Origin of the sequence: Plantibacter sp. MCCC 1A11337 (assembly GCF_013349365.1) — a bacterium.
GTDB lineage: Bacteria > Actinomycetota > Actinomycetes > Actinomycetales > Microbacteriaceae > Plantibacter > Plantibacter flavus_A.
Genome location: NZ_JABJWX010000001.1, coordinates 460,191 through 474,064, shown reverse-complemented (window position 1 = coordinate 474,064; position 13,874 = coordinate 460,191). Strand labels below are relative to the sequence as shown.

At 69.5% G+C, this 13,874-nt stretch carries 11 protein-coding genes; all 11 read left to right on the top strand.

Annotation, left to right across the window (positions count from 1 at the left end; genetic code table 11):
• Positions 1 to 29 precede the first annotated feature (29 nt).
• The 11 genes from HOW07_RS02145 (at position 30) to HOW07_RS02095 (ending at position 13,872) form a co-directional block, all read left to right on the top strand.
• The gene (locus tag HOW07_RS02145) at positions 30 to 1,043 is read left to right on the top strand and encodes a PhoH family protein (protein ID WP_228501858.1); all 1,014 of its coding nucleotides are present in this window, start codon (positions 30 to 32) and stop codon (positions 1,041 to 1,043) included.
• Positions 1,040 to 1,507 (top strand): rRNA maturation RNase YbeY, encoded by a 468-nt coding sequence (ybeY, locus tag HOW07_RS02140; RefSeq protein WP_064293631.1) that lies wholly within the window; start codon positions 1,040 to 1,042, stop codon positions 1,505 to 1,507. The genes HOW07_RS02145 and ybeY overlap by 4 nt, the downstream gene beginning before the upstream one ends.
• Complete coding sequence (locus HOW07_RS02135; protein ID WP_064293632.1) at positions 1,507 to 2,811, top strand: hemolysin family protein; 1,305 nt, start codon at positions 1,507 to 1,509, stop codon at positions 2,809 to 2,811. Before ybeY ends, HOW07_RS02135 begins: the two co-directional genes overlap by 1 nt.
• Positions 2,808 to 3,716, top strand: coding sequence for a GTPase Era (era, locus tag HOW07_RS02130; RefSeq protein ID WP_064293633.1), 909 nt, complete (start codon positions 2,808 to 2,810; stop codon positions 3,714 to 3,716). Before HOW07_RS02135 ends, era begins: the two co-directional genes overlap by 4 nt.
• Before the next feature lie 176 nt (positions 3,717 to 3,892).
• Complete coding sequence (locus tag HOW07_RS02125; RefSeq protein ID WP_175115961.1) at positions 3,893 to 5,164, top strand: alpha/beta hydrolase-fold protein; 1,272 nt, start codon at positions 3,893 to 3,895, stop codon at positions 5,162 to 5,164.
• Positions 5,164 to 7,689, top strand: a complete 2,526-nt coding sequence (locus tag HOW07_RS02120; RefSeq protein ID WP_175115960.1) for a bifunctional lysylphosphatidylglycerol flippase/synthetase MprF — start codon at positions 5,164 to 5,166, stop codon at positions 7,687 to 7,689. Before HOW07_RS02125 ends, HOW07_RS02120 begins: the two co-directional genes overlap by 1 nt.
• A 146-nt stretch (positions 7,690 to 7,835) precedes the next feature.
• The gene (gene leuA, locus HOW07_RS02115; protein WP_175115959.1) at positions 7,836 to 9,596 is read left to right on the top strand and encodes a 2-isopropylmalate synthase; all 1,761 of its coding nucleotides are present in this window, start codon (positions 7,836 to 7,838) and stop codon (positions 9,594 to 9,596) included.
• Positions 9,597 to 9,724: 128 nt separating this feature from the next.
• Positions 9,725 to 10,909, top strand: a complete 1,185-nt coding sequence (locus HOW07_RS02110; protein ID WP_121290955.1) for a sensor histidine kinase — start codon at positions 9,725 to 9,727, stop codon at positions 10,907 to 10,909.
• On the top strand, positions 10,906 to 11,595 hold the full coding sequence (locus tag HOW07_RS02105; protein WP_071260804.1) for a response regulator transcription factor: 690 nt from the start codon (positions 10,906 to 10,908) through the stop codon (positions 11,593 to 11,595). Before HOW07_RS02110 ends, HOW07_RS02105 begins: the two co-directional genes overlap by 4 nt.
• 109 nt (positions 11,596 to 11,704) lie before the next feature.
• On the top strand, positions 11,705 to 12,463 hold the full coding sequence (locus HOW07_RS02100) for an ABC transporter ATP-binding protein (protein WP_175115958.1): 759 nt from the start codon (positions 11,705 to 11,707) through the stop codon (positions 12,461 to 12,463).
• On the top strand, positions 12,460 to 13,872 hold the full coding sequence (locus HOW07_RS02095; protein ID WP_175115957.1) for an ABC transporter permease: 1,413 nt from the start codon (positions 12,460 to 12,462) through the stop codon (positions 13,870 to 13,872). Before HOW07_RS02100 ends, HOW07_RS02095 begins: the two co-directional genes overlap by 4 nt.
• The last annotated feature ends 2 nt before the right edge of the window (positions 13,873 to 13,874 follow it).

Genomic DNA, 13,874 nt, shown 5'->3' with positions numbered 1-13,874 from the left:
AGCACGTCCTCCTGGTGGACGGGCTCGCCATGGTCCGTCTCCTCGGCCCACAGGACCGACTCCTGACGACCGTCGAGCGCGAACACCCCGGTGTCTCGGTGCACGTGCGCGGCAATGAGATCACCATCACCGGCCCGGCGCCGCAGGCCGACGCCGCCAGACGACTCGTAGAGGAACTCATCACCATGGTCCGAGAAGGACACGACCCGGGGCCGGCGGAGGTCAGCACCTCCGCCCGCATGCTCGGGCAGGACGGCTCGGCCTCTCCGTCGGAGGTGCTCGGGCAGGTCATCCTCACCTCGCGTGGCAAGACGATCAAGGCGAAGACCGTCGGGCAGCGGGCGTACGTCGACGCGATCGACGAGAACACGATCGTGTTCGGCATCGGCCCGGCCGGTACCGGCAAGACGTATCTCGCGATGGCGAAGGCGGTGCAGGCGCTGCAGCGCAAGGAGGTCAACCGGATCATCCTGACGCGCCCGGCCGTCGAGGCCGGCGAGCGACTCGGGTACCTCCCGGGCACGCTGACGGACAAGATCGACCCGTACCTGCGTCCGCTCTACGACGCGCTCAACGAGATGATGGACCCGGAGATCGTCCCGAAGCTCCTCGCGGCCGGCACGATCGAGGTCGCCCCGCTCGCCTACATGCGCGGCCGGACCCTCAACGACTCCTTCATCGTCCTCGACGAGGCGCAGAACACCACGCCGGAGCAGATGAAGATGTTCCTCACCCGGCTCGGGTTCGGGTCCAAGATCGTCGTGACCGGCGACGTCACGCAGATCGACCTGCCGACCGGCGCGTCCGGTCTGCGACTCGTGACCCGCGTGCTCAAGGACGTCGACGACATCCACTTCGCCCAGCTCACGAGCGAGGACGTCGTCCGCCACACCCTCGTCGGTCGGATCGTCGACGCCTACGGCGAGTACGACGCCGTCCGACAGGCGCAGCGGTTCGAGCGCGAGCAAGCCGCCGAGTTCGCCAACCGCGCCGAGCGTCGCGGCGCCGCCAGAGACCACCAGCCGAAGCGAGGACGCTCATGACCATCGAGATCAACAACGAGTCCGGCGTCGCCGTCGACGAATCGCGCATCCTCGCCCTGGCGTCGTTCGCGCTCGACGCGATGCACGTGAGCCCCGATGCCGAGCTCGCCATCGTCCTGGTCGACGAGGGCGCCATGGAGCAGTTGCACGTCCAGTGGATGGACGAGCCGGGACCGACCGACGTCCTGAGCTTCCCGATGGACGAGCTCCGTCCCGGTACCGAGGAGAACCCGACGCCGCCCGGGCTGCTCGGCGACATCGTGCTCTGCCCGCAGGTCGCCGAGACGCAGGCGGCCGCCGCGAAGCACTCGACGATGGACGAACTCCAGCTCCTCACCTGCCACGGTGTGCTCCACCTGCTCGGGTACGACCACGCGGAGCCCGACGAGGAGAAGGAGATGTTCGGTATCCAGCGGGACATCCTCCTCGCCTTCGCGCTCCAGGAGAGACGACGCAGCAGCTGATGTCCCTCGTCGCCGTCTTCGTCATCGTCGCGTTCCTGCTCGTCGCGTTCGCGGGTCTCATGGCCGCAGCCGACGCCGCGATCGGCGTCCAGTCGGGTGCGGACATCCTCGACCTCGCAGAGGGCGCCCGTTCGGGATCCGCGCTCCGCGCCATCGCGGCCGATCCGGGTGCGCACGTCAACGCGATCAACTTCATCCGGATCCTGGCCGAGACCACGGCCGCCGTCCTCGTCACGCTCGCACTGGCCTCGTCGATCGACGAGTTGTGGCTCGTCCTCGTCCTCGCGGTCGTCATCATGACCGGCACCTCCTTCGTGCTCGTCGGTGCGAGCCCGCGAGGCGTCGGACGGACCCACGCGAGCGGAGTGCTGCGCTTCAGTGCCCCCGCCATCCGTGCCGCACGGGTGGTCCTCGGCCCGGTCGCGAACGTCCTCGTCTCCCTGGGCAACCGGGTGACCCCGGGGTTGCCCCGTTCGGTCTCCTTCACCTCGGAGGAGCAGTTGCTCAGCATGGTCGACGAGGCCGCCGCGCACTCGGTCCTCGAGGAGGACGACCGCGAGCTCATCCACTCGATCTTCGAGTTCAACGAGACGCTCGTCCGCGAGGTGATGATCCCGCGCACCGACCTCGTGAGTCTGCAGCGCGATCTCAGCGTGCGCGAGGCGCTCGAGGTGTTCCTGGAGACGGGGATCTCGCGGGCGCCCGTCAGCGACGGCGACATCGACGATCTGGTCGGCATCCTGTACCTGAAGGACCTGGTGCGCGCGATGTTCGGTGGCGACGGCGTCACCGAGGTGGGTTCGATCGAGCCGCTCCTGCGGCCGGCGAGCTTCGTACCCGAGTCCAAGAAGGCCGATTCGCTCCTGCAGCAGATGCAGAAGGAGTCCAACCACATCGCGATGGTCGTCGACGAGTACGGTGGCATCTCCGGTCTCGTCACCCTCGAAGACCTCATCGAGGAACTCGTGGGCGACATCTCCGACGAGTACGACACCGACACCCCCGAGATCACCGATCTGCACGACGGACGGTTCCGGGTCGACGCCCGCCTGCCGGTCGACGAGCTGGGGGAGTTGTTCGGCCTCGAGCTCGACGACGACGACGTCGACTCCGTCGGCGGGCTCCTCGCGAAGGCCCTCGGGCGGTTGCCCGTGGTCGGATCGACGGTGTCGACCAACGGCCTCGAACTCACCGCCGAGCGGGTCGAGGGGCGGCGGGGACGCATCCTCACCGTCATCGCCCAGCGCGACGACCAGCTGCAGGACGCCCAGCAGGCGTCCACCGACCACCGGGAGCACCCATGAACGACACCACCCCTCCGTCCGACTTCCGAGCGGGGTTCGTGTCCTTCGTCGGGCGTCCGAACGTCGGCAAGTCCACGCTGACCAACGCCCTCGTCGGGGAGAAGGTCGCGATCACGAGTTCGAAGCCGCAGACCACTCGTCGCGCGATCCGCGGGGTCGTCCACCGCGACCACGGCCAGCTCATCGTCGTCGACACCCCCGGCATCCACCGCCCGCGCACGCTGCTCGGCCAGCGGCTGAACGACCTCGTGCAGTCCACGCTCTCCGACGTCGACGTCATCGGGTTCTGCATCCCAGCCAACGAGAAGCTCGGCCCGGGCGACCGCTTCATCAACGAGTCGCTCGACGGCTTCCCGCGCGCGAAGAAGGTGGCGATCGTCACGAAGACCGACACCGCCAGCCGGACGACGATCGCGGAGCAGCTGCTCGCGATCTCGGAACTCCGAGACTGGGACGCGGTCATCCCGCTGTCCGCGGTGACCGACGACCAGCTCGACATCCTCGTCACCGAGGTCACGAAGCTCATGCCGCTGTCGGAACGCCTCTACCCGACCGAGGCCACCACTGACGAGACGGTCATCGACCGCGTGTCCGAGCTCATCCGCGAGGCCGCGCTCGAGGGCGTCCAAGACGAGCTGCCCCACTCGCTCGCGGTGACCATCGACGACATGATCCCGCGCGAGGGGACCGACCTGCTCGACATCTACGCGAACGTGTTCGTGGAGCGCGACAGCCAGAAGGCGATCATCATCGGGAAGGGCGGTTCCAGGCTCCGAGAGGTCGGTGCCCGGGCCCGCGCCGGGATCGAGCCGCTCGTCGGATCTCGGGTCTTCCTCTCCATCCGCGTCAAGGTCGCGAAGGACTGGCAGCGCGACCCGAAACTGCTCGGTCGCCTGGGATTCTGACCGGGGATCGATCGCCCGTCGGTGCCGTGCGCCCGCGCGGGTCTGCGCGGGAGTTCTCCGTTACCTGAATGTGACTTGCGTGTCTGCTTTGGGCCCGCTGTGGAACCCGTCGTCTGGCCGACAGGCTCGCGAGCGCGCGGACATACTGGTCCTCGGGGTCGCGAGAAGGAGTCCGAGTGTTCGACTGGTTGCTGGCCATCAGGCTGGATAGTCCGGAGCTCCTCGTCTGGGCCGGCGGTGCCGCCGTCCTCCTGGCGATCATCCTGTTGACCGGGCGCCGAACGGTTCGCGGCTGGCTGACGATGCTGCTCGTGGCGAGCGGGGGAGCGCTCCTCGCCTATGCCACGGCCTGGTTGCTCGGTGACGTGCTCGACGTCTTCGGGATCGAACTGACGCCGGTCACCCGGGCGTGGGCGGCGGTCGGGTTCGCCGGTGCCGCCCTCGCGATCGCGGCGATCGTGCGGACCCGTGCGTGGCGGGTCGTCGTGGCGAGCCTCGCCATCCCAGCCTTCCTGCTCATCGGGGCGATCGGCGTGAACCAGGACTTCGGTGAGTTCGCGACGGTGCGGGCGGCGCTGGGGATCAGCCCGTACCAGTCGTTCTCGGCCCTGCCGGCCGCCCGGGGGACGACGACGACGTGGCAGCGACCCGCCGACCTGCCCAGCGGCGGGCGGGTCGAACACGTGGACATCCCGGCGACGACCTCCGGGTTCGCCCACCGGGACGCGCTCGTCTATCTGCCACCGGCCGCCCTGACCGCACACCCGCCGGCACTGCCCGTCATCGAGGCGTTCAGCGGTCAGCCGGGAGAGCCTGCCGACCTGTTCGCCTCGGCTGGGATCGCGGGGATCCTCGACCGCTTCGCCGCCTCGCATGCGGGTCTCGCACCGATCGTGGTCGTGCCCGACCAGCTCGGCGCTCCAGACCGCAACCCGATGTGTGTCGATGGACCGCTCGGCAACTCGGCGAGCTACCTCACGGTCGACGTCCCCGCGTGGATCTCGGCGCACCTCCCGGTGTCCGCATCGCGGACGGACTGGTTCATCGCCGGGTTCTCGCAGGGAGGGACCTGTTCCATCCAGCTCGGTGCCGCGCACCCTGGACGCTACGGCGGCATCCTCGACATCTCGGGGGAGGTTGTCCCGTCCATCGGACCGACGACGATCGCACAGGGCTTCAGCGGGTCGGCGACGGCGTACGAGGCTGCGGCCCCCTCGGCGATCCTCGCCGCACACACCCCGTACGCGGACACCGTCGGCGTCTTCGGCTACGGCAGCGACGACAGCCGCTACGGTCCCGGCGTCCGACGGGTCGCCGCGATGGCCTCGGCCGCCGGCATGCGGACGACGACCTTCGTCTCCGACGGGACCGCGCACGACTGGCACACCGTCCACACGGTGTTCGAGCGGGCGCTCCCCGTGATCGCCGCACGATTCGGGCTCGCCTGATGCGCGCGGGGAGGGCGACGCCGTTCGGCCGACTCGTGACCGGCGTGCTCAGGTCGGTGCCGATGAGCATCGGGATCACGGCGCTGGTGCTCGTCGTCAGTGCGTTCGTGTGGCGCACGCCGCCGGCGGCGACGCCCGCCTGGCGGTCGGCGATCCGCGAGGCGGCCAGCGTGGGGTATGAGCAGGTCGTGGTCGACGGACACTGGTGGGCGCTCCTGACCGGTGCCCTGGGAACCGACGGGGTGCTCGGGCTCCTCGCCTTCCTGCTGATCGGCGTCCCCGCGCTGGTACTCGCCGAGCGACGGTTCGGCGCCGCCAAGACGCTCCTGGCGGTGCTGGTGACCGCGGTCGCCGGGAACGCGCTCGCCATCGGGCTCCAACTCCTCGGCACGCTCGGCGGCGAGTTCTGGAGCGGCGAGGTCGCCCGCATCGTGGCGTTCGACCCCGTGGCCGGGGCGCTCGGCGCCCTTGCCACGTCGAGTGCGTTCCACGGGCCGCTCTGGCGTCGACGGATCCGCGCGTTCGTCGTCGTCGGCGCCCTGATCGTGCTGCTGTACTCGGGACTCCCGCAGGATCTCGCACGACTGTTCGCAGCGCTGGTCGGCGTCCTGCTCGGGGTCGTGCTCGCCGGGGCCAGCCCGTCGGTGCGACGCGTGCGGAGCTCGCACCACGAGACCCGGGTGCTCCTGGCGTCCGTCGTCGCGATGATGGGCGTGGGACCGCTCATCACCTTCCTCTCCGGCCGGCACCTCGGTCCGCTCGCGCCGCTCGTGCTCCTGCTCGAACAGAACATCCCGGACGCCGGACGGGTCATCGGCCAATGCCGCACGGTCGGCGTGTCAGCACAGTGCCTGCGCGACCTCACGCTGGTACGCGTCGACGGCCTCGGAGCGGTGCTCCTGTCGGTGGTCCCCATGATCGCCCTGCTCTTCGCGGCGTGGGGCCTGCTCCGCGGCAGACGCTTCGCGGTCTGGTTCGCCACGGCGATCATGGTGTCCTTCGCCGTCCTGAGTGCGCTGTCGCTGGGGGCGGGAGTGCGACTCCACCCGACGGGACACCCCTCGTCGTTGCTCGGGACGGGGCACGGCGCGCAGCAGCGGTCCGTCGAGATCGCGATCGCGCTGTGGGCGGCGATCCTGCTGCCACTCGTCGTGGCGGCGCTCCTGGTCGTGCTCCGTCGTGGGTTCCCCGTGCGGGCCACCAGACGCAGCGCCTTGGGGTATCTCGCCCTGGTCGGCGCGTCGTGGGTCGTGCTCGCCGCGCTCTTCGTGGTCGTCGCCCTGCTCCAGCCTGGAGGATTCTCGCCGAGGCCCGACGTGTGGGAGGTCCTCCGTGCGGCGCCGGAGCGTTTCGTCCCCGCCGCGTACCTGCGGAACGTCCTTCCGGGCTTCGTGCCGGTCGCCCCGCTCACCGGTGTGGTGTTCCACGCCGTCGGACCCGTCTGGTGGAGCATCATCCTGCTCGGCGCGGTCTGGCCGCTGAGCCGGGTCGCGAACGCCATCGCGCCGGCCGACGAGCGCCGGCTGCGCGAGCTCCTGGCCGAGGGTAGCGACTCCATCGGGCACATGGCCACCTGGCGGGGCAACCTCACCTGGTTCGACCCGCAGCGCAGCGCGGGCATCGCCTACCGGATCGTCGCCGGGGTCGCGGTCACCACGGGCGGCTTCTTCGGGAGGGACCGCCACGAACAGGGGGTCCTCGAGCGGTTCATCGAGCACTGCGAGGACTCGGGCCTGACGGTGGCGTTGTACAGCGTGGACGAGGAGACCGCAGCAGCGCTCCACCGGATCGGTTGGCGCACCGTCCAGGTCGCCGAGGAGACGGTCCTGCACCCGCAGGGCTGGAGCATGGTCGGCAAGCGCTGGCAGGACATCAGATCCTCCGTCAACCGGGCCGACCGCGCGGGGATCACCGCCGTCTGGTCCACCTACGGGGCGCTCGGCGTCGGGCTCGCGGCGCAGATCGCCGAGATCTCCGAGGAGTGGGTCGCCGAGCGGAAGCTGCCCGAGATGGGGTTCACCCTCGGTGGGATCGACGAGCTCGTCGACGAGGAGGTCCGGCTCCTGCTCGCGGTCGACGAGCAAGGACGGCTGCACGGCGTCACGAGTTGGCTCCCGGTGCGGCGCGACGGTCAACTGGTCGGTTGGACCCTCGACTTCATGCGGCGTCGGACGGACGGCATGAACGGCGTCATGGAGTTCCTCATCGCCGAAGCCGCCGCTCGGTTCAAGGAGGACGGCATCGAGGAGATGAGCCTCTCCGGGGCTCCGCTCGCGCGCTCGAGGAGCACCGAGCAACCGGAGACGGACGGGATCGACCGGGTCCTGACGTACCTCGGGAACGTGCTCGAACCCGTCTACGGGTTCCGCTCGCTCCTCGCCTTCAAGGGCAAGTTCCAACCGGAGGAGCGTCCGCTCGTGCTCGGCTACGCGGACCCGCTGACCCTCCCGGCGATCGGCATCGCGGTCGGGCGCGCCTACCTCCCGGACGTGTCCGTGCGAGACCTCGCCTCGCTGGTCACCTGACCGGCGGCGCGGGGGAGTGCTATGCTGACGACGTGTTCTCCGGTCTGCTCCTCCTTAGCTGCCGCGACGAGTCCTAGTTCCAGGCCTCCCTCGTCGCGGAGTTCGTCGTTGGCTCACCCCCAATCCCACGAGGAGATCCCAGGATCATGAAGAACACCCAGACCCCATCAGGCATGCCGGTCCACCGCTACCGCGCCTACCAGGACCAGTTCAGCGTCTCGCTGCCCGACCGCACGTGGCCCGACCGTCGCATCACCGAGGCCCCGCGCTGGTGCGCCGTCGACCTCCGCGACGGCAACCAGGCCCTCATCGACCCGATGAGTCCGGAACGTAAGCGCATCATGTTCGACCTGCTCGTGAAGATGGGCTACAAGGAGATCGAGGTCGGTTTCCCGAGCGCGAGCCAGACCGACTTCGACTTCGTCCGCAGCCTCATCGACGAAGGGGCGATCCCCGAGGACGTCACCATCCAGGTGCTGACCCAGGCCCGCGACCACCTCATCGAACGCACCTACGAGTCGCTGCGCGGCGCGAAGCAGGCGATCGTGCACCTGTACAACTCGACGAGCGTCCTGCAGCGCGACGTCGTGTTCCGCAGCGACAAGCAGGGCATCATCGACCTCGCCCTCCACGGCGCCCGGAAGTGCCGCGAGATGGAGTCGACGGTCCCCGGAACGCAGATCTACTACGAGTACTCGCCGGAGAGCTACACCGGTACCGAGCTCGAGTTCGCCGTCGACATCTGCAACCAGGTGGTCGAGGTCCTCGAGGCGACGCCCGACCGCAAGGTCATCATCAACCTGCCGTCGACGGTCGAGATGGCCTCGCCGAACGTCTACGCCGACTCGATCGAGTGGATGAGCCGCAACCTCGCCAACCGCGAGAACATCATCATCTCCCTGCACCCGCACAACGACCGCGGGACCGCGATCGCGGCAGCCGAGCTCGGCTACCTGGCCGGCGCCGACCGGATCGAAGGGTGTCTCTTCGGGAACGGTGAGCGCACCGGCAACGTCGACCTCGTCGCGCTCGGCATCAACATGTTCACGCAGGGTGTCGACCCGCAGATCGACTTCAGCGATATCGACGAGGTCAAGCGGACGGCCGAGCACTGCAACCAGCTGCCGGTGCACGAGCGGAGCCCGTGGGCGGGCGACCTCGTCTTCACGGCCTTCAGCGGTTCTCACCAGGACGCGATCAAGAAGGGCTTCGAGGCGATGTCCGTCGACGCCGTCTCCCAGGGCAAGGACGTCGCCGACCTCGAATGGGCCGTGCCGTACCTGCCGGTCGATCCGCAGGACCTGGGGCGCAGCTACGAGGCCGTGATCCGCGTGAACTCCCAGTCGGGCAAGGGCGGCGTCGCCTACCTGCTCAAGACCGATCACGCGATCGACCTGCCGCGTCGCCTGCAGATCGAGTTCTCCGGCGTCGTCCAGGCGAAGACCGACGCCGAGGGCGGCGAGGTGACGAGTAGCCAGATCTGGTCGATCTTCCAGGACGAGTACCTTCCGGCGACGGTCGCGGACGCCAAGTGGGGTCGGTTCGAACTGCAGTCCACGAAGACGTCGAGCGACCTCACCGGCACGGTGGTCCTCGAGGTCGCCCTTCGCGACGGCGAGCGGGTCGAGGAGCGCACCTCGACCGGCAACGGTCCGATCGCGGCCTTCCTCAACCTGCTCTCCGGGCGCGGCATCGAGGTCACGCTGTACGACTACGTGGAGCACACGCTGAGCGCCGGAGGCGACGCCGAGGCGGCCGCCTATGTCGAGCTCCAGGTGAACGACCAGCGCCTCTGGGGCGTCGGCATCGACGGCGACATCGCGACGGCCTCGCTCAAGGCAGTGGTCTCGGCCGTCAACCGTGCCGTGCGCACGCAGGTCGAGTCGCGGGAACTGGCCTCCATCTGACGACGCCGCTGCGCCGGGTCGGCCTTCGGGTCGGCCGGGCGCGGCGTCCCGCTCCGCGGCGTACGCCGGGAGGATGATCTTTCCGGGTGACGACCGATCCGTCAGCGGTCAGGTCGTACGGTTGGAGGATGTTCCGCACGCTCCGGCCCGGCCAGCTGGCCCTCGACATCGCGCTGCCGTCGGTGCTGTTCATCCTCACCGCCGCTGCGTACACGACGCGCCCGGCCGGGTACACCATCGTCCTGCTCGGCATGTGCGGTGCACTGGCGCTCCGCCGGCTCGCTCCGGCGATCGCGCTGTCCGTGGCCTGGGCCGCTGCGCTGCTGCAGCTCATCCTCCTGCTCGCGCCGGATCCCGCGAACTTCGCGATCCCGGTCGTGCTCTACGCCGCGGCGAGTTACGGCGGCCGGGTGGTGCGATGGGTCTCCTTCGCATCCGCGTTCGTCGGTGCCGCGCTCATCGCGTTCTACGTGATCGTCGTCCCGAGTTGGACCACGGGCATCGGCGCGGAGATCAGTACCTTCGGTCTGGCGAACGACATGACACCGGTCGCGCAGGTGACGGTCGGACTGTTCATGTTCCTCGCGTTCGCCGCCTTCTTCGGCCTCGCTTGGACCGCAGGCGTCCTCATGCGCACGTGGCGGCTCGCCCGCGAAAGCCGCCAGGCGCAGCTCCTGGCCGAGCGCGACGTCGCCGTGGAGCAGGAGCGCAACCGGATCGCGCGCGACATGCACGACGTGGTCGCGCACTCCCTCGCCGTCGTCATCGCCCAGGCCGACGGGGCCCGCTATGCGCTGGCCGCGGACCCGGATTCGGCCGACCAGGCCTTGCGGACGATCTCGAGCATCTCCCGAGAGGCCCTCGCCGATGTCCGGGTGCTCCTCGCGCAGTTGCGGTTCCAGCAGACCGAGGGCCCGCAGCCGGTCATGGCCGACCTCGAGCGGCTCTACGAGCAGCTGCGCGGAGCCGGACTCGACGTGGTGGTCCAGAACCACGGTCAGGAACGACCGGTGGCGACCGGTTCGCAGCTCGCCGTGTACCGCATCATCCAGGAGGCACTCACGAACGCGCTCCGACACGGCGACCATCGTGGGCCGATCGACGTCCATCTCGACTGGACCGGACCCGAGCTGCAGCTCTGGGTCGTCAACCGGGCGAAGCTCGAACCGCCGAAGGCCGGCACGGGGCACGGCCTCGCCGGGATGAACGAGCGCGCTACGCTGGCAGGCGGCAGGTTCGGGACGACCCTGGTGGACGGTCTCTTCACCGTCTACGCATCGATCCCGTACGCGACGGTGGGAGTGACGAGATGACCGATCCGAGTGACGCGACGGCAGCGGGGGCGATCACGATCGCGCTGGTCGACGACCAGGCGCTCTTCCGAGGCGGGATCCGGATGCTCATCGGTTCGCAGCCGGACCTGCGCGTCGTCGGTGAGGCCTCCGACGGGCGTCAAGCGGTCGAGTTGGCCGCACGGACACGTCCGCAGGTCATCCTCATGGACGTCCGGATGCCGGTCATGGACGGGATCGAGGCGACGAAGACGATCCTGGCGGAGGCGGATGCGCGCGGGAGCGAGCGTCCTCGGATCGTCGTGCTGACCACCTTCGACCTCGATGAGGCGGCCGCGACGGCCATCCGAGCCGGTGCCAGCGGATTCCTCCTCAAGGACGCGGAGCCGGAATTCCTCCTCGCAGCGATCCGCACCGTCCATGCCGGGAACGCGGTCATCGCCGCGTCGGCCACCCGCGAGCTGTTCGAGCACTTCCAGCAGGCGCCGGCCGCTCCGGCCGCACCGCAGCGCTATGCCGAGCTCACGGCGCGCGAGCGCGAGATCTTCCTCCTCGCGGCGCGCGGACTGAGCAACTCCGAGATCGCCGCCGCCGAGTTCCTCAGCGAGGCGACCGTGAAGACGCACATCAGCCGGATCTTCGCGAAGCTCGAGGTGCGCGACCGGGTCCAGCTCGTCGTGTTCGCCTTCGAACACGGCCTGGTCTGACGGCGGTCCAACGGGCAACCGCGGAGTGATCGAGGATCATCCCCAGGATGTACCCGGGTCGCTCGTGCGCCCGACGCGCACCCGGCACCTCGCTCCGTAGCTTCGGAGTATGACCACTTCAGCACAGCCGTCCGTCGTCGCCAGCGTCCACGGACTCAGGAAGAGCTACGGAACCGCCGACAACCAGGTCGTCGCCCTCGACGGCGTCGACCTCGAGATCGAACGGGGCCGGTTCACCGCCATCATGGGCCCCAGCGGCTCGGGCAAGTCGACGCTCATGCACATCATGGCGGGCCTCGATCAGGCCACCGCGGGGCGGGTGCGTCTCGGCGACCAGGACATCACGGACCTCGACGACGGGCAGCTCACGATCCTCCGTCGGCGTCGTGTCGGATTCGTGTTCCAGGCGTTCAACCTGGTGCCGACGCTCGACGTCGCGGCCAACATCCGGCTGCCCTTCGAACTCGACGCCCGCCGTCCGACCGGTGAGGAGCAGAGCTGGATCGACGTGCTCGTGAGCACGCTCGGACTCGCGTCCCGACTCGGGCACCGTCCGCACGAACTCTCGGGTGGACAGCAGCAGCGCGTCGCGATCGCGCGTGCCCTGGCCACGCGACCCGAGCTGCTCTTCGCGGACGAACCGACCGGCAACCTCGACTCCCGCACCGGGCGGAGCGTCCTGGCCCTGCTGGCGGCGGCCAGCACCGAATACGGGCAGAGCATCGCGATGGTGACGCACGACCCGATCGCCGCGAGCTACGCGGACCGGATCGTGTTCCTCGCGGACGGCCGCGTGGTCGAGGACCGTCCCCGATCGACCCCCGAGCAGATCTCGGCGCTCATGCTCGGCATGGAGCGTGCGGCATGAGCCGGGCGGATCTCGGGCCCCGGGCCCGCGAGCATCGTGCGAGCCTCCTCGTCGCGACGCTCAGCGCCTCGTTCGGTGTCCTGTTGCTCATGGTGACGAGTGTGCTCTCCACGTTCATCCTTGCCGACGACGTGACCGGGTCCAGCGGCACCGTGGTGATCATGCTCATCCTCGCGGCCGCCGTGTTCGTCTCGTTGGCGGTGTACGTCGGCGCGATCGTCACGGCGAACACCTTCGCGACGATCGTCGCCGGGCGGACGAGGACGATCGCGCTGCTCCGCCTGATCGGTTCGACGGCGCGATCGCAGCGTCGCGCCGTCGCGAAGGAGGGCGTCGTCGTCGGTCTGCTCGGCGGGGGAGCCGGGCTGCTCGTCGGGCTCCTCGCGACCTTCGCGCTCGTGCGGATCGGCGTCGCGACCGGTGTGCTGCCCGAGTTGCCGTACGCGATCGCCGAACCGGCCGTGCTCCTGCCGGTCGTCGCGGTCGTCCTGACCACCTGGCTCGCGTCCTGGATCGGCGCGCGTCGCGTCCTGACGGTCACCCCCATGCAGGCGATCGGAGGATCGCAGGAGTTGAGTCGGGAGGAGTCCACCGCCCGGCCCGCCCGGAACGCGGTCGCGATCGGTCTCTTCGTGGTCGGTGTCCTGCTCCTGCTCGCCGGGGTCGGTGTCGGGCTCGTGTCGCCGCTCGGCGTGCTCATCGGAATCGTCGGCGGGATCGTCTCCTTCTCCGGCCTCGTGCTCGGTGCACACCTCGTGATGCCGCCGGCACTGCGGCTGGTCGGCCGCCTGTTCGGCACATCCGCGACGGCTCGACTCGCCGCCGAGAACGCCGTCCGCTACCCGGAGCGCAGTTCACGCACGACGATCGGACTGGTGATCGGCGTGACCCTCGTGACGATGTTCGCGGTCGCCGCGGCCAACTTCCAGGAGTTCGTGTTGAACGCACAGGCAGCGAATCCGGAGGTCTACGAAGGCACGCGGGCCGTGGTCGCGACGACCGTCGGCGTCTTCTCCGCCCTCATCGGACTGAGCGCGCTCATCGCCGCGGTCGGGATGGTCAACAACCTCTCGCTCAGCGTCCTGCAGCGCACCCGCGAACTCGGACTGCTCCGCGCACTCGGGTTCTCTGCGGCGCAGATCCGTCGCATGATCGTGATCGAGGCGGCGCAGCTGACCATCGCGGCCGTCGTCGTCGGACTCGTCCTCGGGACGTTCTACGGGTGGGCCGGCGCTCAGTCGATGCTCGGCGCGATCAACGGCTCGCCCGGCCTCATCTTCCCGGTCATCCCGTGGGCCATCGTCGCGGTGATCGTCGTGCTCGCCGCACTCCTGACGGCCGCGGCCTCGGTGGCCCCGTCACGTCGGGCGACCCGCATCGCACCCGTCGCGGCACTCGCGGTCGACTGAGA

Excerpts from the sequence above, each read along its gene's own strand:
- HOW07_RS02145 (WP_228501858.1), top strand. The coding sequence starts at position 30 with ATGGTCCGTCTCCTCGGCCCACAGGACCGACTCCTGACGACCGTCGAG.
- ybeY (WP_064293631.1), top strand. The coding sequence starts at position 1,040 with ATGACCATCGAGATCAACAACGAGTCCGGCGTCGCCGTCGACGAATCG.
- HOW07_RS02135 (WP_064293632.1), top strand. The coding sequence starts at position 1,507 with ATGTCCCTCGTCGCCGTCTTCGTCATCGTCGCGTTCCTGCTCGTCGCG.
- era (WP_064293633.1), top strand. The coding sequence starts at position 2,808 with ATGAACGACACCACCCCTCCGTCCGACTTCCGAGCGGGGTTCGTGTCC.
- HOW07_RS02120 (WP_175115960.1), top strand. The coding sequence starts at position 5,164 with ATGCGCGCGGGGAGGGCGACGCCGTTCGGCCGACTCGTGACCGGCGTG.
- leuA (WP_175115959.1), top strand. The coding sequence starts at position 7,836 with ATGAAGAACACCCAGACCCCATCAGGCATGCCGGTCCACCGCTACCGC.
- HOW07_RS02110 (WP_121290955.1), top strand. The coding sequence starts at position 9,725 with ATGTTCCGCACGCTCCGGCCCGGCCAGCTGGCCCTCGACATCGCGCTG.
- HOW07_RS02105 (WP_071260804.1), top strand. The coding sequence starts at position 10,906 with ATGACCGATCCGAGTGACGCGACGGCAGCGGGGGCGATCACGATCGCG.
- HOW07_RS02100 (WP_175115958.1), top strand. The coding sequence starts at position 11,705 with ATGACCACTTCAGCACAGCCGTCCGTCGTCGCCAGCGTCCACGGACTC.
- HOW07_RS02095 (WP_175115957.1), top strand. The coding sequence starts at position 12,460 with ATGAGCCGGGCGGATCTCGGGCCCCGGGCCCGCGAGCATCGTGCGAGC.